The sequence below is a fragment of the Paenibacillus sp. Y859 genome, from assembly GCF_056786405.1.
This window is the reverse complement of record NZ_JBXCIZ010000001.1, coordinates 849184-870464: the sequence shown is the minus strand read 5'-3', so window position 1 is coordinate 870464 and position 21281 is coordinate 849184. Positions and strand designations below refer to the sequence as shown.

At 39.5% G+C, this 21281-nt stretch carries 23 protein-coding genes and 1 tRNA gene; 18 read left to right on the top strand and 6 right to left on the bottom strand.

The window, feature by feature from the left end:
• The first annotated feature begins 71 nt into the window (after positions 1–71).
• The 7 genes from pstB to AC1TO8_RS04345 all read left to right on the top strand — a co-directional run bounded on the left by pstB (position 72) and on the right by AC1TO8_RS04345 (position 7203).
• Complete coding sequence (gene pstB / locus AC1TO8_RS04375) at positions 72–827, top strand: phosphate ABC transporter ATP-binding protein PstB (protein ID WP_482054367.1); 756 nt, start codon at positions 72–74, stop codon at positions 825–827.
• A 32-nt stretch (positions 828–859) separates the two neighbouring features.
• Positions 860–1519: a phosphate signaling complex protein PhoU gene (phoU, locus tag AC1TO8_RS04370; RefSeq protein ID WP_482054366.1), complete on the top strand. Its 660-nt coding sequence runs from the start codon at positions 860–862 to the stop codon at positions 1517–1519.
• A gap of 146 nt (positions 1520–1665) precedes the next feature.
• Complete coding sequence (gene polA / locus AC1TO8_RS04365; RefSeq protein WP_482054365.1) at positions 1666–4326, top strand: DNA polymerase I; 2661 nt, start codon at positions 1666–1668, stop codon at positions 4324–4326.
• 50 nt (positions 4327–4376) lie between these two features.
• Complete coding sequence (gene mutM / locus AC1TO8_RS04360) at positions 4377–5222, top strand: DNA-formamidopyrimidine glycosylase (protein WP_482054364.1); 846 nt, start codon at positions 4377–4379, stop codon at positions 5220–5222.
• Positions 5223–5354: 132 nt separating this feature from the next.
• The gene (gene ytaF, locus AC1TO8_RS04355; protein WP_482054363.1) at positions 5355–6038 is read left to right on the top strand and encodes a sporulation membrane protein YtaF; all 684 of its coding nucleotides are present in this window, start codon (positions 5355–5357) and stop codon (positions 6036–6038) included.
• An 8-nt stretch (positions 6039–6046) separates the two neighbouring features.
• A complete protein-coding gene (gene coaE, locus AC1TO8_RS04350; RefSeq protein ID WP_482054362.1) occupies positions 6047–6643 on the top strand; it encodes a dephospho-CoA kinase in 597 nt (198 codons plus the stop codon).
• Entirely contained in the window at positions 6640–7203 is a 564-nt protein-coding gene (locus AC1TO8_RS04345) for a lytic transglycosylase domain-containing protein (RefSeq protein ID WP_482054361.1), read from the top strand. Before coaE ends, AC1TO8_RS04345 begins: the two co-directional genes overlap by 4 nt.
• A gap of 69 nt (positions 7204–7272) precedes the next feature.
• On the opposite strand, the gene AC1TO8_RS04340 is transcribed toward AC1TO8_RS04345, so the two are convergent.
• A complete protein-coding gene (locus AC1TO8_RS04340) occupies positions 7273–7491 on the bottom strand; it encodes an alpha/beta-type small acid-soluble spore protein (RefSeq protein WP_438349636.1) in 219 nt (72 codons plus the stop codon).
• Positions 7492–7628: 137 nt separating this feature from the next.
• Between AC1TO8_RS04340 and nrdR the strand changes: the two genes are divergently transcribed.
• From nrdR to AC1TO8_RS04320, 4 genes are all read left to right on the top strand, one after another.
• Complete coding sequence (nrdR, locus tag AC1TO8_RS04335) at positions 7629–8096, top strand: transcriptional regulator NrdR (protein WP_482054360.1); 468 nt, start codon at positions 7629–7631, stop codon at positions 8094–8096.
• A 163-nt stretch (positions 8097–8259) separates the two neighbouring features.
• Positions 8260–8335, top strand: a tRNA-Ala gene (locus AC1TO8_RS04330).
• Between the two features lie 430 nt (positions 8336–8765).
• A complete protein-coding gene (locus AC1TO8_RS04325) occupies positions 8766–10124 on the top strand; it encodes a BclA C-terminal domain-containing protein (RefSeq protein WP_482054359.1) in 1359 nt (452 codons plus the stop codon).
• A 653-nt stretch (positions 10125–10777) separates the two neighbouring features.
• Positions 10778–11026 carry a hypothetical protein gene (locus AC1TO8_RS04320; protein WP_482054358.1) on the top strand — a complete coding sequence of 83 codons (249 nt, stop codon included), beginning with the start codon at positions 10778–10780 and terminating at the stop codon, positions 11024–11026.
• 48 nt (positions 11027–11074) lie between these two features.
• Here the strand turns inward: AC1TO8_RS04320 and AC1TO8_RS04315 are convergent, their stop codons facing one another.
• Both AC1TO8_RS04315 and AC1TO8_RS04310 read right to left on the bottom strand, forming a co-directional pair.
• Complete coding sequence (locus tag AC1TO8_RS04315; RefSeq protein WP_482054357.1) at positions 11075–11236, bottom strand: hypothetical protein; 162 nt, start codon at positions 11234–11236, stop codon at positions 11075–11077.
• A 50-nt stretch (positions 11237–11286) separates the two neighbouring features.
• Positions 11287–11589: a copper amine oxidase N-terminal domain-containing protein gene (locus AC1TO8_RS04310; RefSeq protein WP_482054509.1), complete on the bottom strand. Its 303-nt coding sequence runs from the start codon at positions 11587–11589 to the stop codon at positions 11287–11289.
• Positions 11590–11865: 276 nt separating this feature from the next.
• Between AC1TO8_RS04310 and AC1TO8_RS04305 the strand changes: the two genes are divergently transcribed.
• The 3 genes from AC1TO8_RS04305 to AC1TO8_RS04295 are packed head-to-tail and all read left to right on the top strand — an operon-like array spanning position 11866 to position 15358.
• Positions 11866–12771: an ABC transporter permease gene (locus AC1TO8_RS04305; RefSeq protein WP_482054356.1), complete on the top strand. Its 906-nt coding sequence runs from the start codon at positions 11866–11868 to the stop codon at positions 12769–12771.
• A 16-nt stretch (positions 12772–12787) separates the two neighbouring features.
• A complete protein-coding gene (locus AC1TO8_RS04300; protein WP_482054355.1) occupies positions 12788–13672 on the top strand; it encodes a carbohydrate ABC transporter permease in 885 nt (294 codons plus the stop codon).
• Between the two features lie 39 nt (positions 13673–13711).
• On the top strand, positions 13712–15358 hold the full coding sequence (locus tag AC1TO8_RS04295; protein WP_482054354.1) for an extracellular solute-binding protein: 1647 nt from the start codon (positions 13712–13714) through the stop codon (positions 15356–15358).
• Between the two features lie 112 nt (positions 15359–15470).
• Here the strand turns inward: AC1TO8_RS04295 and AC1TO8_RS04290 are convergent, their stop codons facing one another.
• On the bottom strand, positions 15471–16343 hold the full coding sequence (locus tag AC1TO8_RS04290; protein WP_482054353.1) for a helix-turn-helix domain-containing protein: 873 nt from the start codon (positions 16341–16343) through the stop codon (positions 15471–15473).
• 112 nt (positions 16344–16455) lie between these two features.
• On the opposite strand from AC1TO8_RS04290, the gene AC1TO8_RS04285 reads away from it, so the two are divergent.
• The 4 genes from AC1TO8_RS04285 to AC1TO8_RS04270 all read left to right on the top strand — a co-directional run bounded on the left by AC1TO8_RS04285 (position 16456) and on the right by AC1TO8_RS04270 (position 19521).
• A complete protein-coding gene (locus tag AC1TO8_RS04285) occupies positions 16456–17454 on the top strand; it encodes a Gfo/Idh/MocA family protein (RefSeq protein WP_482054352.1) in 999 nt (332 codons plus the stop codon).
• On the top strand, positions 17447–18436 hold the full coding sequence (locus AC1TO8_RS04280) for a Gfo/Idh/MocA family protein (RefSeq protein WP_482054351.1): 990 nt from the start codon (positions 17447–17449) through the stop codon (positions 18434–18436). The genes AC1TO8_RS04285 and AC1TO8_RS04280 overlap by 8 nt, the downstream gene beginning before the upstream one ends.
• A 244-nt stretch (positions 18437–18680) precedes the next feature.
• Entirely contained in the window at positions 18681–18929 is a 249-nt protein-coding gene (locus AC1TO8_RS04275) for a bacterial transcriptional activator domain-containing protein (protein WP_482054508.1), read from the top strand.
• Between the two features lie 100 nt (positions 18930–19029).
• Positions 19030–19521 (top strand): M26 family metallopeptidase, encoded by a 492-nt coding sequence (locus AC1TO8_RS04270; RefSeq protein ID WP_482054350.1) that lies wholly within the window; start codon positions 19030–19032, stop codon positions 19519–19521.
• Between the two features lie 617 nt (positions 19522–20138).
• Here AC1TO8_RS04270 and AC1TO8_RS04265 read toward each other — a convergent pair.
• Both AC1TO8_RS04265 and AC1TO8_RS04260 read right to left on the bottom strand, forming a co-directional pair.
• Entirely contained in the window at positions 20139–20573 is a 435-nt protein-coding gene (locus tag AC1TO8_RS04265; RefSeq protein WP_482054349.1) for a DoxX family protein, read from the bottom strand.
• Between the two features lie 252 nt (positions 20574–20825).
• Positions 20826–21134: a TetR/AcrR family transcriptional regulator gene (locus AC1TO8_RS04260; protein WP_482054348.1), complete on the bottom strand. Its 309-nt coding sequence runs from the start codon at positions 21132–21134 to the stop codon at positions 20826–20828.
• Positions 21135–21281: the final 147 nt, after the last annotated feature.

The window sequence follows — 21281 nt, the reverse complement described above, 5'->3', positions numbered from 1 at the left end:
GTGCAGTATTTACATAAAAATAGTAATATGTTAGGGAACAACTCGTATAGATAAGGAGATAAGAATATTAAATGGAAGATATTATCCATATTAAGCAATTAAATCTATTCTACGGAAGTTTCCATGCTCTCAAGGATGTTGATCTAACGATCCCAGAGAAGACGATTACGTCATTTATTGGACCTTCTGGTTGTGGTAAATCAACATTGTTGCGTACATTGAATCGTATGAATGATATGATTCCAGGAACTCAAATTGTTGGTTCTGTCAAAATTAATGGCAAAGAAATATATGGTGAAGATGTTCAAGTTGAGGTTCTCCGTAAGCAAGTGGGTATGGTATTTCAGCAACCCAATCCATTCCCTAAATCGATTTATGATAATATTGCTTATGGTCCTCGATTGCATGGAATTGTGAATAAAGCAGAACTTGATAAAATAGTAGAACAAAGCTTGCATCAAGCGGCGCTATGGGATGAAGTGAAGGATTATTTGAAACGTTCAGCTCTAAGCCTTTCGGGCGGGCAGCAACAGCGTCTGTGCATCGCACGTGCATTATCTGTCCAGCCTGATATTTTATTGATGGATGAAGCAACTTCAGCTCTCGATCCAATCTCGACTCTTAAGATTGAAGAGTTAGTGCAGGAATTGAAGGAAATGTATACAATTGTGATGGTTACTCATAATATGCATCAAGCAGCACGTGTATCTGGGCGAACGGTTTTTTTCCTCAATGGGGAAGTCGTTGAAGCGGATGAAACGGATGTCTTATTTACGAATCCTCAAGATTCCCGAACGGAAGACTATATTTCAGGACGATTTGGTTAAATGAAGAGTATTGATGGGGGGATAATGGACCTATGATTCGAAGAATAGGATTAGACCAAGATCTAAATGAATTGCGTACATTGTTACGGAAAATGGGCGAACATGTTATTCAAGCTTTAGATGGCGCTATTACAGCACTGCACACACTGAATGTAGATTTAGCGCAACAGATCGTTAAGGATGATGTGTTACTCAATGCAATGGAAGATCAAATTATGGACATTGGATCACGCTTGATTGTTACCCAGCAACCTGTTGCTAAGGATTTACGACGTATCCTTGTTGCTTTTAAAATTTCAAGTGACTTGGAGCGGATGGGAGATCTTGCATTAGATGTTGCTAAAGTAACGATGCGTCTCCAAGGGCAACCTTTAATTAAGCCACTTATTGACATCCCTAAAATGGCTGAAATTGTTGATGTAATGATTTCAGAAGCTATTACCTCCTATCTTGATGAGAATACGGATCTGGCTTTAAAGATGGCACGAGATGATGATGAAGTGGATCATTTATACGGACAAATCATTACAGAATTGTACACCTATATACCGTCACATCCTGAATCTATATCTCAAGTGATGTTATTGACATTAGTAGCTCGCTACATTGAACGTATTGCAGACCATGCTACTAATATTGGGGAAAGTGTTATTTATCTAGTGACAGGAACACGACCTGACCTAAACGAATAATAGAGGAAGTTCAAAAAACCGACTTTTTGAACATGTATTAAAGAGGTAGCTTAAAACTTAGCATCGACAATTGTCGGTGCTTTTTTCTCGATTTGTGGGTTCCTATGGTATCATGATAGAAGAATGTTGTAAAGGGAAGGTGTTTTATGGAAAAGTTAATTCTTATTGATGGAAATAGTATTATTTATCGTGCCTTTTTTGCAATGCCACCACTTACGAACACCAAGGGATGGCATACGAATGCCGTATATGGATTTACGAATATGTTACTTCGGATCATTGAGGATCATAAGCCGACACATATGATGGTGGCCTTTGATGCTGGAAAAGTGACATTCCGACATGAAAGTTATAAAGAATACAAGGGTGGACGGGCAAAGACGCCGCATGAGCTATCTGAGCAGTTTCCTTTGCTAAAAGAGTTATTAGAGGGATTGGGAATTGCCCAATATGAATTGGGTGGATTTGAAGCCGATGATATTATTGGGACTATTGCCAAGCAAGCTGATGCAGCAGGCCGCGAAGTATTGATCATATCGGGAGATAAGGATATGTTTCAACTGGCATCAGAGCATGTACAGATTGGGATGACGCGCAAGGGTGTTACGGATATTGAGATATACAACCCAGCATTAATTCAAGAGAAATATGGTCTAGAACCACATCAAATTACAGATTTGAAAGGGCTAATGGGAGATACATCGGATAATATTCCAGGCGTTCCAGGTGTAGGTGAGAAGACGGCTCTTAAGCTTCTGCATCAATTCGGATCGGTAGAAGAGGTTCTAGCCAATACGCATGAGTTAAAGGGTAAAATGAAGGAAAAGATTGAGGCCCATGCCGATGATGCCATTCTAAGTAAGAAGCTAGCTACGATTTATCGGGAAGTCCAATTAGATAAGACATTTGATGAGCTGGTGTTCAATGGTCTGCAGGAGGAGAATGCTGGTCCGGCACTCGCTAAATTAGAGTTCAAATCATTGTTGGAGCGTCTTTCTTTCTCGGCAGAAGGAGAAGAAGGGGTGGGTGCTACGTCGCAACCTGTTCTGGATGTAGAGGTTACTGTCATTAACGAAGATAATATGGACGAGTTTATTACACGGCTCCCACAAGTTGAAGTGTTGCATGTAGAGACGTATGGTGATAATCCGCATCGTGCAGAGATCATTGGTATCGTGTTCTCATCCTATGAGCGCCATGATTATGTATCATTGGATCTCTTGAGAATAACTTCTGCTGCACCTATTCTGAATTGGCTACAAGACCCTGCGTATCCGAAAAGAGGATATGATCTGCATCGAATGGATCTTGCGTTGCATTGGAATGATATTCCCTTTGCTGGTGTAGACTTTGATGTTCAATTAGCTGCATACTTGCTTGATCCAACAGAATCCAACCAAACGGTAAGTGCATTGGCTTCCAAATATGGCTTATCAGCCGTAGCTAATGAAGAAGATGTATTCGGAAAAGGTGCGAAATATAAAGTGCCTGATGTAGATGTTCTGAGCAATCACTTGGCACGTAAATCAGCTACCATCCTTAGTATTATTCCGAAGCAGGAAGAAGAGTTGGATAAGAATGAGATGAAGTCATTATTTCATGACCTTGAGATGCCGCTATCACGTATTTTGGCAGATATGGAGAAGCAAGGGATCCAAGTTAACCCAGAGGGCTTACAACAGCTTGGTAAGGAGCTTGCGGAGCAGATCCATCATCTTGAAGAAGAAATATACCGTATTGCAGATGCAAAGTTTAATATAAATTCACCGAAGCAGTTAGGTGAGATTCTATTCGTGAAGTTAGGTCTTCCAGCAGTGAAGAAGACGAAGACTGGATTCTCAACTGATGCTGAGGTACTTGAGAAGCTAGCGCCTTATCATGAAGTTGTCCAACTCATTCTACAATATCGGACACTTGCTAAATTGCAATCAACTTATGTAGAAGGATTACTTAAAGAGATCTCTCCTAAGACAGGTAAAGTGCATACGTATTATCGTCAGACCATTGCTGCAACGGGTCGATTGAGTAGTCAATTTCCGAATCTACAGAATATTCCGATTCGACTTGAGGAAGGTCGCAAAATCCGTAAAGCTTTTGTACCTTCTGAACCAGGGTGGTCTATTCTAGCGGCCGACTATTCGCAGATTGAATTACGTGTGTTGGCACATATCTCTAATGATGAGAACCTTAAAGAAGCCTTCATTCAAAATATGGACATTCATACGAAGACGGCTATGGACGTATTTGGAGTGAAGCCAGAAGAAGTAGATTCTAATATGCGTCGTTCTGCTAAGGCAGTCAATTTCGGTATCGTGTATGGCATTAGTGATTATGGATTATCGCAGAATCTGAATATTACGAGGAAAGAAGCTTCTCAATTTATCGAACAATATTTCGAGGTGTTCCAAGGCGTCAGACAATTTATGGGTGATATTGTGAAAGAAGCCAAGGAGAATGGTTATGTCACGACGCTATTAGGCAGAAGAAGGTATCTTCCTGAGATTAATTCCAGTAACTTCAATCTTCGATCATTCGCAGAACGTACGGCGATGAATACACCTATCCAAGGTACGGCAGCAGATATTATTAAGTTGGCAATGGTGCATATGGATCAGGCGCTCTCAGATAAAAAATTAAAGAGCCGTATGCTTCTACAAGTTCATGATGAATTGGTATTCGAAGTTCCTGAAGATGAACTTGAGATGATGAAATCACTTGTCCCTGAAATTATGGCACAAGCTCTTCAACTTGTTGTTCCACTACAAGCTGAAGTTAGCTTTGGTAGTAACTGGTATGAAGCTAAATAGTAGCCCTAAAGGTCAGAATTTCGTTATAATGGGTTAGAGGTGAGAGCATTATGCCGGAATTACCGGAAGTAGAAACGATAAAGAACACATTGAATGTATTAATTAAAAACAAAACGATTGATCGTGTTAGTGTTCATTTGGGGCGAATTATTCAGCGTCCTGATGATATAGATGAGTTTTCCTTTTTGATTGCAGGACATACTGTTCAAGGTGTGGAACGACGTGGGAAATTTTTACGTATTCTGATGGATGGGCTTGTACTCGTATCCCATTTACGGATGGAAGGAAGATACGGTCTTTACTCTAGTCAAGACCCAGTAGAGAAGCATACGCATGTTGTCTTTCATTTCAACGACGGTACAGAATTGCGTTATAAAGATGTCCGACAATTTGGTACAATGCACTTGTTCGCAGCAGGTGAGGATCTTGTGAATTTACCGTTATCTAAGCTAGGTGTTGAGCCATTAGATGAGTCATTTACGCTAGAGCAATTCAAGAAGATACTAACGGGGAAGAAGACTAAGATTAAATCAGTCCTCTTGAACCAGGTATATGTCGTCGGAATTGGTAATATCTATGTAGATGAATCTTTATTTAAAGCGGGAATCCATCCAGAGCAACCAACAAATTCTATAGAGGACAAGCAGCTTGGGATATTACATGGCTCCATCGTCAGAATATTATTGGAATCCATTGAAGCGGGAGGATCCTCGATCAAATCATATGTGGATGGCCAAGGAGAGATGGGGATGTTCCAGCAGGAACTTCAAGTGTACGGACGTGAGAACAAACCTTGTATCAACTGTGGATCACTTATCGAAAAGATAGTTGTGGGCGGAAGAGGTACGCATTTCTGTCCGAGATGTCAAAGGCTCCAAGTGCGAACGATCTCTTAAGCAGTAATAATGATGTTAATGTGCACCCACCCGTTTCGTCTTCCATATAATAACGGAGGATACATCAATGGCTACGGAAGAGTTTCGGATGAAATATTCGATGCTTCCGTACGAGATAGGGAGGGGACAGGGGTGCACAGTCATATTTTTGCACTGATGTTGCTGGCTTTTGCGGTAAGTTTGGATAGTTTTGGAGTGGGGATTACATATGGCTTGAAGCAGGTGAAGATTCCCTTGCTTTCGATTATGATCATATCTACTCTTTCGGGTGTTGTTATTTACATTTCGATGCAAGTGGGTGTTATGTTAGCGAACTTTATTACTCCTACTGTAGCGTCTGTTGTAGGGGCTATTATTCTCATAATTATGGGATTATGGTCTTTGGTCCAGATGGTTGTGCAGAAGGAGAAGGAGCAAGTGGTTAAACCTGTAATTATTGAGAAGATGGAGGAAAATCCTCAACTTCCAGTGGAGCGCAAATTGTTCACATTTGAAATTCGCAAAATGGGGCTTGTTATTCAAATATTAAGGACTCCATCCTCCGCTGACGTGGATAAATCGGGTAGTATCTCGGGTTATGAGGCGATGTGGTTGGGGATCGCGTTGTCTTTAGATGCATTCGGAGCAGGTTTGGGTGCAGCTCTACTTGGTTTTTCGCCCTTGTCCACATCGCTAGTTATAGCTGTCTTTAGTGGTAGTTTTCTCGTTATGGGTATGAATACAGGGTTTCGATTTGCTATGAAATCATGGACACGGCACATGACGGCATTGCCAGCTTTAATGTTAATAATAATGGGAATAATGAAGCTATTATGAGGTGAAATATGAATATAGGATTAACCGGAGGAATTGCTACAGGGAAGAGTACCGTGTCCTCTCTTCTGGTGAAGAAGGGGGCTTTGCTAGTTGATGCAGATGCCATTGCCCGGGATGTTATGCTCCCGGGTCAGCCTGTTCTTACTGCAGTGACGAATTTTTTTGGACAAGCTATATTACAAGCAGACGGTACTTTAGATCGGAAGAAGCTCGGGAGTATTGTATTTAATGATAAAGAAGCTCTTAAGATATTGAATGATATTAGTCATCCTGAAATTCGCAAACAATTGAGTGAACGTATGAAGGAACTCGAGAAGCAGAATCCGGAAACGCTCATTGTGGTTGATATCCCTCTATTGTTAGAATCAGGACTACAATCGATGTTCGAACAAGTGCTGGTGGTATATGTATCAAGGGATATACAGAAGCTAAGGTTGATGCAAAGAGATGGCTTGTCTAATGATGAAGCGGAAGCTAGGCTCCACGCACAAATGGATATAGAAATGAAGAAGACTATGACAGATCTCGTAATCGATAACAGTGACAGCTTAGCGACAACGGAGCAACAAGTAAATGAATTATGGCTCCAGTTAGGCCAGTTATGAGACTTTTTCGTAAAAAGAGGGTACTTATGCTTCTTTTCACTACATTTGTCATGTTGTTATTCTTCAATGGTAATTGGATGTCTTGGTTTTATCCTATTCATTTCAAAGAAGAGATTAAACTTCAAGCTGAAGAGTATGATGTTGATCCGTATTTAATTGCTGCTATTATCCGAGTAGAGTCAAATTTTAAGACGGGTAAAGAGTCGAGTAAAGGTGCGATTGGAATTATGCAACTTATGCCGACTACAGCGACTTGGGCTATGGAAATGGCTAAACTCCCTGAAGTATCTCTAGATCGGATTAAGCATGAAGTCAGTCCTAATATTCAGCTAGGTACCTGGTACTTATCCTCTTTATTTAAGCAGTTTGATGGTAATAGGGCGATAGCCATTGCCGCATACAATGCAGGTCCGGGTAATGTGAAAAGCTGGATGAATAAAGGTCTATGGGATGGACAAATTGAAACGGTTAAAGAAATTCCGATTGATCAGACTAGGCATTATGTACAACGTGTATTATATTATTACGAGAAATATACGGATGTGTATGATAAGTTCTAATGTTGATGAACTAAAAAGAAGTGTTAGGCTAGATATTAATCCGGCCCAACACTCCTAATCTAAATTATACTAGCTGTATTGACCAGCCAATTGTTGTTCTGCAATGGTTACTAATCGTTTGGTAATATACCCTCCGATTGAACCGTTCTCATATGAAGTCATATTACCTTGATATCCATCTTGAGGAATGCTAATTCCAAGTTCTTGAGCAATTTCATATTTCATTTGTTCAAGGGCACCTGTAGCTTTAGTTACAACTAAGTTGTTAGAGTTGCTGTTTGAGCTCATTGTTGTTCACCTCCTCGCTGTTGGTAAAAGTATTATGTGCTTTAAATACAATCTTCATAACTAAATAAAGTGTGAAAATTAAGGAAATAAATATAAATGTTGGACTAATCCACTGTGAAAAGGAAGTGTTGAGGAAAATGAAGTGCCCTTTCTGTGACTATTCGGGAACTAAGGTGTTGGATTCGCGTCCGGCGAATGAGAATAAATCGATCCGACGTAGGCGTGAATGTGAACAATGTGCACGGAGATTCACTACGTTTGAAATGGTTGAAGAAGCCCCTCTAATTGTAATCAAGAAGAATGGTAATCGTGAGGAGTTTAGCAGAGATAAGATGATGCGCGGATTGATTCGAGCTTGCGAGAAACGACCAGTATCTGTAGAACAGTTCGATATGATCGTCTCAGAGGTAGAAAAGGCACTTCGCGATACGGCTGTACCAGAAGTGGAAAGTCAACAGATCGGGGAACTGGTGATGGAAGAGCTATATCAGGTGGATGAGGTTGCTTATGTACGATTTGCTTCTGTATATCGCCAATTTAAGGATATTAATATGTTCATGAAAGAACTGAAGACTCTTTTATCTAAAAGTACGTCTGAGGAATAAGAGGAATATTATCAAGGGGATATATTGATATTGACATAATCTTTATTGTTTGATAAGTTATTAGTTGTTGTCAAAGTCAATGGGGCCTTAGCTCAGCTGGGAGCACAGAGTGGTTAGTTACACTACCCCAGAGAATTGACGAGAATGAATCCAAATGTACCACGGGGGCTTAGCTCAGCTGGGAGAGCGCTTGCATGGCATGCAAGAGGTCAGCGGTTCGATCCCGCTAGTCTCCACCATATAAACAATTCAAACCACGTCCATTGGACGTGGTTTTCTGTTTATTATGGTGGAGCCACAAGGCGACCGCGCGCACGAAGCGAATGTGGAGGAGTACGGCGTCTCAATCTACCGCTAAAAGTCCTCGTCGAGTTGGCTATGTTAGCATATGAACAAGATTCGGACATCCTATGATGGAATAGCGAGTTAAACGAACTATATCCCGTTCCAATAGGTTTCCTTTCTTATCCGACAAGCAGGCAATGTTTTTCTTACCATAGTTTTCAAAAACATTAATTCAATTTATATAGATTGCTCTTTTTTTGTTTTTTGTAATCAGCACTACATTTTATTACAAAAAGATATGTTATAACTATATTGAAGAAATGCTAACGATGATTGTTTTCATTTATTTAAAATAATATGTATATCGAGGGGAGTAAGATTATTTTGATCATTGAAAAGAAAATGAAATATGAATTGATGGGTGGGTATAATAAGATTAAGAAGCAAATGAGCGCTTTGCTTGTTTTTATTTTGATTGCTTCTAGTATGTTTGCATTACCCGTTGCAGCAGCGACAGAAAATACGCTAGGGAAGGTAACAAATACTCCAATTTATGTAGATGGTAAGAAGGCAGAACAGGATATCCTTTCAATTTCTATTGATAACTCATTATATTTGCCACTTCGTGCGACCTCTCAGCTACTCGGATTAAAAGTAGACTGGAGTCAAGCAGAGCAAGCGGTTTACATTACAACTAGCTCTATCTCATTTACTGCCTCCCCTAATAATGATACTGGATTGAACACAGGGTCTACAATTTCAGGGAAAGTATCCAATGCTACTCTTTCTGTAGATGGCAAGCAGATTCAATTGTTAGATACAAACGGTAATAAAATTTCTCCTCTATCGTTCCATGGCAGTGTATACTTGCCGATTCGAGCGCTCGCCACTTCTCTTGGGTTGGAAATAGCTTGGGAGGGTGATGGTGCTAAGGGACAAGTCAATATTAATACTCAGTCAGCAAGTGAAAAGCCAACAGGTGAAAAGGGTGATCAGGGCGAGCAAGGTGACGCAGGAGCAACAGGACCAACAGGACCAACAGGATCGCAAGGTGATAAAGGAGCTAAAGGCGACACAGGGTCAGCAGGACCAGCAGGACCAACAGGATTGCAAGGTGATAAAGGAGATATAGGCGACACGGGAGCAACAGGACCAGCAGGACCGCAAGGTGATAAAGGCGACACAGGCGACACAGGGCCAGCAGGATCAACAGGATTGCAAGGTGATAAAGGAGATAAGGGCGACACGGGTGCAACTGGAGCATCGGGACCGCAAGGTGATAAGGGAGATAAGGGCGACACGGGTGCAACTGGAGCTGCTGGCCCACAAGGCGAGTCAGGAAGTAACTCCATTCCTTGGGCAAATGCTGTCACGCAAAATACAGCGGTTTCTGTCACTTATGAGGGAATAAAAATACCTTGGCCGTCGGCTTCACTTAATACAACAAACTACACTCATTTATCTGACGGTATAGAAGTTAAACAAACGGGATTTTATTACATTACCTACCATGTTAATTTGACGGAGGCAAAAAGCATTGGAACCCGGTTACTCATAAATGATTTTTCACTTTTGACTTCTACCATTCCTCCAGGTCATGCTCAATCAAATTATTCAGCTACTGTGATAGAGTATATTACTGCAGGAAGCAAAATTTCTCTTCAATTATATGGAGCTTCAGAACTTGTGGAATTGGTAACTCGAGGTCAAGGCGCTTCAATATCTATTATGAAGCTTTCCTAATATACTTTCAATTTGGCTATACGAAGCAGGAAGGTCATCATTATGTGAAAAATGATGACCTTTTTATTTTGCGCCCAGCATGGGCGCTATCTATAGGGTGTGAGTCCCGAATGGTGAAGGAAAATGATGGAGTTTAAGCACTTAAAGTTTATGGTGAGAAGCTATTATTAGTATGAGTCGAACAGTTCGTGAAAAATGGCAAGAATAAAAATACTATAACATCTTTATCCTCACTCTATTTTATGGTTGTGTAAATGACCATCCGTGGTAGAGCGCATCGCTGGCAGTGATGAGGTCAGGGGTTCGATCCCACTAGGCTCCACCTTAAATTTTATCCTTCAAACCCTTACTCTGTAAGGGTTTTTTTGTTTTAGGTAAATGCTTTATTAGTTAATGAGTTTTTTGAATTTGGTGTAATGGGGACGAATTGGGGACGAAATAATATGGAGAGTAATCTGCTTATGACATTGCATATGCTAGTTCTCTTTTAGTTGATAAGGTTCTTATCGGTGGCGATACCAATATATTCAGACCCAATACAAATATTAATGGTGCTTATTTAAGCTATTCAATAAATTCTATTTTAAAAGATCGCTGAAATTCTTTCAACAGCGGACGAGAAAATTGAAAATACGGAATATAAGCAGACTGAATTGGGTGAGATACCGATTGAATGGAATACCGTGACTCTAGGAAGTGTTGCGGATCGTATAACTAGAAAAAATACGGAACAAATATCGAATAATATTCTAACGATTTCAGCTCAACACGGTTTAGTTAGTCAATATGAATATTTCAATAAAAAGGTAGCTAGTGGGTCATATAATTCTCCTTTGGTATTGTCTTTTATGATTTTCTCTAGCAAGTTGTTTATCAAACCTTCCGCCGTGATGAGTCAGTGATTCGTTTCATATGCCAGAAAATGGCATGTTCTACAGCTGTACTTATTCTCATTCAACAGGTGCTTGATTGAATATCTCACGTAATTTTTTATTACCATCTTTGCTAAAAACACCTCTCTTCACGCCTTTGTCTACGAGTTGTTCGATCTTCTGAAAGAGCAAGGAACGATGGTGGAAAGTATTGACCGTATAACCATCGATTTTGAACAAGTGTTTATTCAGATTGTAAAGGGAGGGAACAGCCACTATATTCAATGAAGCTATTTTTTATCGAATATTATTACCGTTTTGGAGTTCGCAATATATTCTACGGAGGATTCCAGCAGCTCCGACACAAAGCGTACCGGTACAAACGTACTGTCCTTCTTCAATAGCAACGGCGTATCAAAAGAAACCGTTTGTCCATTCACGTTTGCTTTCTTCTCATTAACGATCCAGCGGATCGTTACCTCTTTTTTGTTTTGGTTCCACAATACCTCCGAACCCAACCGCTCAGACACAAACCGAATCGGGACATATGTGCGGCCCGATTCAATAAACGGGAAGCTATCACTCTGCTCAATGAATAAACTCCTTTCATTTGCTATATAAAATCCTTAAAAATTATATTTTGGTAAAAGATTACCAATATGTTTTTCTGATTTAAAGGCATTGTTAACTGATTGTTAATGAGGTTGAATATGAATATAAATTGAATGAATTTTAGAATATACTAAAAGCGCTTTGCAACTGTATGATTAGTTTGTGAACAAATAGCATAGAAAGAATGGGGTGAATTTTTGGAAATACAAATTGAGAAAGGGTACAAGGAAAATAAGTTTTCTTCAATAAAAAAATCTATGAAACAATATTGTATTAAGTTTTTAAAGCAATGGCAATTGCATGTCATTATCCTTCCTGTATTGCTCTATTTTGTAATATTCGAATATTACCCTATGTATGGGTTGCAAATTGCATTTAAGGATTTCATTGCTTCAAAAGGGATCTGGAATAGTCCGTGGGTAGGTATAGAGCATTTCCAACGATTTTATGAAAGCTATCAGTTTTGGAGACTGGTTAAGAACACATTAGAGATTGGTTTATTTCAGCTTATCGTAGGATTTCCTTTGCCTATCATTCTAGCTTTATTGCTCAATGAGGTTAGAGTAAGCTGGTTCCGTAAAACTGTTCAAACGATAACGTATGCTCCACATTTTCTATCTTCAGTCGTTGTTGTAGGGATGATTATAATGTTTCTTGATCCAGATTCAGGTATGATTAATCGCTTATTAGTCGTGTTAGGGATGGAAAGTAAAGATTTTATGACTGATCCTGCATGGTTCAAAACGATTTATGTATTGTCTGGAGCATGGCAATCACTTGGATGGAACTCAATTATTTATTTGGCCGCACTAACAGCTATTGATCCTCAGCTATATGAAGCTGCAAAGGTTGATGGAGCAAACTTATTCAATCGCATTAGACATATTAATTTCCCTGCGTTAATTCCTACGATTGTCATTTTGCTTATTCTAAATGTAGGACAAGTGTTAGGTGTAGGATTTGAAAAGGTATACCTAATGCAAAATAATTTGAATCTATCCTCTTCAGATGTTGTAGCAACCTATGTATATCGCACAGGTATTTTAGGAGCTCAGTACAGCTATTCCACAGCGATAGGATTCTTGAATTCAGTCATTAGTTTTATTCTGGTAGTTATGGTCAATACGATTGCTCGTCGTATGAAGCAGGCTAGTTTATGGTAGAGGAGAGGTGATCGATGTGGTACGTGATACATTAAGCGATAGAATAACGAATGTAGTAATTATTATCTTGCTTTGTTTGATCACGGTAGTCGTATTATATCCTCTTATCTTTGTAGTCAGCTCTTCCCTTAGTGCGCCAGAGAACGTGCTTTACGGTAAAGTATGGCTTTGGCCCGTGGATTTTACCTTTGAGACGTACCTAAAGGTATTTGATAATAAAGATATTCTAGTTGGATATATCAATACGACTCTTTATACGATTGTAGGTATAATTATTAATCTTGTTTTGACAACCTTAGGTGCGTATGTGCTGTCACGTAATGAATATATTCTAAAAAATATCGTTTCAGCTTTGTTAGTATTTTCAATTTTCTTTAGTGGTGGCATTATCCCTATGTACCTTCTAATGAAGGACTTGGATTTACTAAATACGATGTGGGCTGTTATTTTCCCTGGTGCTGTATCGGTATGGAACTTGATTATCATGAGGACATTTTTCCAAACAGCGATTCCGTATGAAATTCAGGAGTCTGCTTCCATTGATGGATGCTCGCATTTCGGAATTTTATTTCGTATTATTCTTCCGTTATCTTTGCCGATTATGGCAGTAATGTTGCTGTTCTATTCCGTTGGTCACTGGAATTCTTATTTTAATGCTTTGATGTATTTTACAGATCGAGGAAAGTACCCACTGCAATTATTTTTAAGAGAAATATTGCTCCAAAATCAGATGGAATCGATGACTAATTTTAATGATGGCGATGCACTTGTGCATCTCATGCAGGTAGAGTCATTAAAGTATGCGATTGTTGTCGTTGCTAATTTGCCCATGCTTGTTTTATATCCATTTTTACAAAAGTACTTCGTTAAGGGCATGCTAGTAGGTTCATTGAAGGGTTAGTTATTAATGAATAAATTCATACTTTTGAGGAGTGTTAAAATGAAAAATGTAATGAATAAAAGCGCAGTTTTATTGATGGCTTCTAGTATTTTATTATCTGCATGTGGTAGTAGCGGAAATGCTGTAAATAATAATAGCAGCACTAATGCAAATCAAGCTGCAGCCACAACAGACATTGCAGCATCAAATGTGAATTCAACAGGTTTTCCAATTGTAAATGAAGCGGTTGACTTAACTTTCTTTGGTGGGTATGCCTATTCCTCAAACCCAGATTGGAACACAGTTCCCTTGTTTGAAGAGTATGAAAAAATGACGAATGTTGATATCACATGGGAAATGGTTCCAGCAGATGCAGTAGCAGAGAAGAAAAACTTATTGCTAGCTAGTGGTGATTATCCAGATGCTTTCCACACTGCAAATTTTACATCTTCTGAAATCTTTAAGTATGGTCAGCAAGGTATTTTAATGCCACTAAATGACCTTATTGCAGAATATGCTCCAAATTTCCAAAAGATTTTAGCTGAAAATCCTGAAATTAAGCAAGCATTAACTATGCCAGATGGTAACATTTATTCATTCCCAACGTTCTATGATCCAGAGTTCACTTCTGTTTTAACGCCTGCTAAAGGCTGGATTCGTGAAGATTGGTTAGAAAAATTAGGAATGGAAAATCCAACAACGACTGATGAATTTTATCAATACTTAAAGGCTGTAAAAGAACAAGATCCGAATGGTAATGGAAAATTTGATGAGTTGCCGTATGTAGGTCGTGGATATGATGCTCTACTATTATATATACAAGGTGCATGGGGACTAGGCAATAAAGGTACTTCTCATCGTTATGTGGACATTAATCCAGAAACGAATGAGCTTCGCTTCTACCGTGCTTCTGATCGTTACAAGGAGGTACTTCAATATGCTAATCGTCTTCATTCAGAAGGCTTAGTGAATGCTGATATCTTTACGCTTGCAAGTGCAGAGTTCTACGCACAAGGTGCTGAAGGTGTATACGGCTCTGCTATTGCTTATAACGCAAATGATCCAATGAGCTCTGATAATTTTATAGGTATGAATGCTTTGGAAGGACCATATGGAGATCGTGAATTTACTTATACTTCATCATCATTAGTTAAAGAGGGCGCATTTGTTATTACAGATAAGAATGAGAGTCCAGAAGCGACTGTTCGCTGGATGGATTATTTCTACTCCGATGAAGGTATTAAAATGTTCTTCATGGGTCTAGAAGGTGTTACTTATGAGGAGCAAGCTGATGGTTCAGTGGAATATCTAGATTTTATTAAAAACAATCCAGATGGTTTGACGCAAAACCAAATACTCGCTCAATATGTAACTTGGTTAGGTGGAGGTTACCCGAGCGTAGTAAAACAAGAATACTTTAAGGGTGCTGAAACTTATGAGGATACATTAGCAGCTGTTGAGGTTATTGAGGATTATATTATTGATGAAGTATGGCCACCATTCAACTTCTCTCAAAATGAGTTAGATGAGCTTGCTCTTCTTCAAGAGGATCTATATACCTTTATTTCAGAAAAAGAAGCAGCGTTCATTTCTGGTACTGAATCCTTTAATAACTGGGGTAAGTATGGAGCTGAGTTAGAAAAAATCGGTCTATCTCGTTATATGGAAATGTATGAAGCAGCATATCAACGTTTCTCTGGTAAATAAATAGATCACTATACTGTGATTCAAAGCCTGTATACAGTGACGCCCGGCACCTGCACTATGAAGTGCAAGTGTCGGACATCTTTATTTGTTAAGGGAACAATAACCGAATTGACTATTTTCCTAATTGATTTAATTTCTCTTTGAACTTTTTCGGTGTACATCCATTAAATCTTTTGAAAAGCTCATAAAAATGGGCCATATTATTTAAACCAACTTTTTCGGCTATATCGGTAATATTCATATCATAGGTTAATAATAAGCGCTCTGCCTTTGCAATTCGTTGGCGGTTCACATAATCGGTAAAGGAGATACCTACTTTTTTTTTGAAATATCGCGAAAAATAAACATAGCTCATACCAGCTTTCTTACTAATTTGGTTCATATCAATTTTTCCATATAGATGTTCATTTATATAGGTCATAATACGATGAATCAATTGTGCGTCACTATGATTAGCATAGAAAACAGGTTTCTGTTCACTGCGTAAAAGCGTTAAAAGAATATGCTTTATATGCATGCTAATGGCAATCTCATAGCCCTTTTTCTTTTCCATAATTTCCTTGTGAATACTGAGAATGCACGTGCCAATTTCAGCTTGAATAAGGGAATTCTGCTGAAATAAATAATTCAGTCTTTCTAGCGGATTAATGGATTCCAGGAAAAAATTGGAATAGTGCATCATTGCTAAATCCATGTAAGGCTCAAGATTGAAATGGAGCACAATATAGGTTACCTCTTGATTTGGTAAAATAGAAGGTTTATGAACTTGAGAAGATCCAATTAGAACAATATCTCCTTTATTCATTGTATAGCTTTGTGTGGACGTAAATATTTTATGAACGCCATCCAATACTAAAACCATTTCGATTTCCTTATGATAATGCCAAGGTGAGTCAGCTACTGTATCAAGGTTATGAGTAAACTCCCAACTTTTAATTTCTAATAATGAATTTTGATAGCTAATGGGTTCATTAATCGTATTCATGATATCACCTTCTGACTTAGATAGAATATGGATACAAATTAAATGAATCATGGAATAAACTTCAAAGATTTAACTTTAAAATTTAAACTTTTTAGTCGAAAAGGAGAAGAAAATGAAAATTGCTGTTTTAGGTTGCGGTGAATTAGGTAAAGTTCACGCAAATGTGTATTTAAAAATGAAAGAAGTAGAGTTAACGGGAGTTTGTGATCTAAGCGTGAAGCAAGCCGATTTATTATCTCAAGAAACAGGCGCCCCTGCTTTTTATTCCTTCGAACAGCTTTTATCAGAGGCTGATTTTGATGTTATTAGTATAACTCTACCAAGTTATTTGCATAAAGAGTATACCATATTATCGGCAAGAGCAAAAAAGCATATTATTTGCGAAAAACCAATAGCCCTTACACTTGAAGATGCGGAAGAAATGATTCGATGCACTGACGAGAATAATGTTCGTTTATTTGTAGGTCATGTAGTCAGATTTTTTCCTCAATATGTAAATATAAAGCACGCAATAGATAATGATTTAGTGGGTGCAACTGGTGTCGCTCATGCTTCTCGAGTGGGTTCTCATCCAGGTAACTCTAGAGCTTGGTATAGAGACTATAGTAAAAGTAAGGGAGTCATCGTGGATCTTATGATACACGACTTGGATTTTTTAAGATGGACAATGGGTGAGGTTGAATCCGTGTATACATTAAATACGGTGAGTGAGAACTTGGATTATGCACTCGTTACGCTTCAATTCGAAAATGGTGGCTTTGCTAACGTTGAAGGAAGTTGGGGGCATCCTGTTCCATTTCACACAAAAGCAGAAATTTCAGGAGATAAAGGAATTATTGTGGCAAATAGTCTAAAAAGTCATTCGTATGAAGTTCATAAATTTGCCTCAGAAGAAACTCATTCATATGTTAATGTGTATAATAGTCCGGTTGCTAACAGTCCTTATCATCGGGAGTTGGAGCATTTTATAAACTGTTTGATGAGTGGGACAGAACCTATAGTTAATGCTCATGATGCATATAAAGCACTAGAGATTGCATTAGCTGCCGTGGAAAGTGCAAAAACTGGACAAGTTGTCTATCTTGCAAAAGGAGGTAGCATACATGAGTAAATTAAAGGTTGGTATGATTAGCTTTGCACACAGCCATGCATTCACTTACTTAAATGTTTTGCTTTCCTTATCAACGGTAGAGGTTATTGGTATTGCTGACAACATTGAAAGCCGTGTACAGAAGGTGATTGCAGAGCATGGAATTGCTTATTATTCCGATTATAATGAGCTACTTGAACAGGACATAGATGCTGTTGTTATTTGTTCAGAAAATGTTTTTCATGCAGAGTTAACTATATCAGCGGCGAATAAAGGTAAGCATATTTTATGCGAGAAGCCTCTAGGTATTTCTATTGAAGACATGCAGAGCATGATTGATGCTTGTGCAAGAAATAAGGTGCAGCTAATGACTGCCTTTCCTTGCAGATATATAACGGCTGTTGCAAAGGCAAAGCAATCTATTGAAGAAGGTGAAATCGGAGAGATTGTTGCCTTTAAGGGAATGAATAGAGGAACAGCCCCTACCGGCTGGTTCACCGATAAACAATTATCTGGCGGTGGAGCTTTATTGGATCATACGGTTCATGTAATGGATCTTATGAATTGGTTTACTGGCAAAGTACCTATAGAGGTTTACGCACGAGCAGCTACTCTTTTCCATCATGATTTGGACATTGATGATGCGGGTATGATTCATGTGAAGTATGATAATGGTGTATTTGGTGTACTAGACACAAGCTGGTCCAGACAGAAACCGTATCCAACTTGGGGCGACGTAGCCTTAGATATTATTGGTACAAAAGGTGTTATCTCCGTAAATGGCCTAGCTCAAACTAATGAGCTTTATAGCAGTCAACTTAGTACAGAAAGTTGGAGATACTGGGGAGATAGTATGGATCAACGAATGGTTGAAGCATTCGTGGAAGCTTTAATGACTAGTCAATCAGTACCTATTACTGGAGAAGATGGCATGCGTTCTGCCCTTGTAGCTTTAGCAGGATATCGCTCTGTTCATGAGGGTAAGCCTGTAATTATGAAATAGATCAAATCTTGCTGTAATAGACGCACGGAAGAGAGTTGGGCTTGGGGAAACGGTATTGAATCTTATCCTTGATTTGATTTTTATAGCCTTTAAATTTCACCGTTAGAGATGATAAGATGAACCGTATCACAAGTAGGGCGAAATCTTTATTATGAATTACTTGCTGGAATCGTATTATGCGCTGGATATTGCTCAGACCAGTGTCGATAGCATCACTTTTGAATAAGGCTGTAAACAGCTAGGGATCATAGAAGACAACTATATCGACCAGGCATTTGAGCTAGAACAGCTATATAATGGAGATTTATTCGGAGATCGTGCATTCCCTTGGGATCGGGGCAAGGTTGAACGATTATCGCTGCTATATACATCCTTAACCTATCGGTTGTGCGACGCCTTATTAACTAGAGGGGATACGCAAGTCGCATTCCGACTCTTAACGAAGCTAACGGCTCATAATGAGTTAGATGAAGGGCCCATTTTATTTTTATAGAAGGGCTCTTTTTGTTTCATTTTGTCATTCTGTTGTCATTGGGGGTGTGTATACTTATCTCTTAGAAGGATAAGAAACATCATCTCAAGGAGGAATTTGCATGCGAGTTTTTGTTCAAAAGGGGATTTCAGTCATCTTAGTGATGGTATTGGTTTTAGGTGGATTGAGTGGGTTAATTGTTGGTGCAGGTAAAGCCCATGCGGCAGTAGCGTTCGCTGGAGGAACGGGGAGTCAAGGTGATCCGTATCAAATTGCTAACGCTGATCAGCTCAACGAGGTTAGGAATCATCTAGGAACAGGAATCTACTTTATACTGACGTCAGATATTGACTTGAGCTCCTACTCAGAAGGTGCCGGCTGGACGCCAATCGGTGCTAACAACAGTAATGCTTTTTTCGGACATTTGGACGGTAAGGGTTTTACAATAAGAAATTTAACAATCACAAGTAGTGCGGGATTTGTAGGACTCTTCGGTGTTGCTATTTTGGGCACATTTACTAACATTAATCTTGAGGGTGTTAATATACAGGGTGGAAATTCCGTTGGAGGGTTAGTTGGATTGGCCGAGGGGATGTCTATTAGTAATATCTGAAATTAATTCATGTTGATCCAGGTATGGAATATTCGCTTGACCGTGAAAGTTATTTTCCTATGTAAGCGTCAAATAGCCCCCACCTGTTCAACAAGATGAGGACTCATGTATGCTGTACTATAACTAGCTTGAATACATAATAGTCTATAAGTACAGGTGACCCTGTGGGTGACCTGTTTTCTCACGGCATGCTTAAGCATATATGCTTAGCTTGAGTTAAGATTGTTTAAACAACGTAATGCATATAATCCCCCGGTTCATCGTCCCTAAATATCAAGCGAACCTGGGAAAGGAACCCAGTTTCCATTGATATTTTTAACGGGACTAGCAAGGTAGTAGAAGAGCTTTAGGGTAATGAAGCGTTAGCGCAGTGGAATCCTGCTTCCGTTCTTCTTTACGCTGTTGCTCCATCTCGGCCATAATTTTAGAAGTGTAGGTCGATCGAAGTTGGCATATAAACATCAAAACTGATTCGCTACGCTACTCGTCATCATGTTTATATGCGAAGAGCAGCACCAAGACTTCGCGTACGCTGCGTCATCGTGAATAGAGTTCGTGCTGCCTTTGTAAATCAATTGTGTTGTTAATTATTGGATCTACATGAACAAGGCGCAAAATTAACCCGCTAAGAGGACCGCCGCAAGAAACACGAGCTGCAGCAATGTACGGACTAGTATCTTAGGTGTAGGTCTCCCACCGATAGTTAGTTTTTTTCGGGCTGCCCTTACATTGGCAGGGAACATAGTCACAAGTAGAACCGCCAAGCAGACGGAAGACGCGCGGGAGGTAGTGGGGAAGAGAATGCCGATGGCTCCCGCAATTTCCAGCCACCCGGTGGCCGACACAATCCAATCCGGTTTTGGAAAGGCAGCCGGGATCATCCGGATGAGATCAGGCCGTCTTTTTCCCCAGTGGGCGGAAGCGGTAAGCAGTAGCATGACGGCCACTGCTCCCTGAAGCGAAGAATGCCAATTGTCGAAATAAGGCCAGCCGAACAACCCGAGAACCCAGAACAGAAGAAACGAAACAACAAGCGCAAATAAAGGTACCATCTTTATCCCTCCGTTTAGAAGCTTTTCGTTATCATGAGAAATAATATGATGATCGGCAACAATGTCGCGGCAATTCCGAAGATGACCCAATAGCGGGACGCTTGATAATCATATTAGCCGAGATAAAGAAGATCACGAGATCTGAGAGCGTAGATACATAATCGGCAAGCATGACGTCTTTTACCGTTGCTTGGATAAATGCACAGACCGCTCATAATACTGATTGAGTACTTCTGCGACGAGAGGCTGATCTTACTTTCCAAGTAAATACATCAGCACCTTGTTCGTTACGTCCTGACCAACTTCCAGCACCGGAAGACTGTCAATGATCTTCTGCATGGGTCCATCGAACGTTTTTTCGCTTTGTTCCACTACGTTCATAAAATGTTCGTTTGTCTCTTCGAGTCGCTCCTGCAGCACCCAGGCAAAGATCTCGTCCTTGCTCTTCACGTAATGGAATATAGCGCCCTTTGACAATCCCGATTTTTCCATGATGTCCTTCATAGTGACAGAGTGACAACCTTTTTCTAGTATCAGCTCTTTGGTCGAATCAAGTAGCAACCCTGTTGTTTGCTGCCTCCGTTCCTCTTGCTTAAGGTAATCCCTCCGTGTTCTTTTGACAACCTATACGTCGATTGATTAGTGTCTAGATTTTTATTGTAAATACAGACCGTCGGTTTGTAAATAGTTATTATCATATCTCATTTC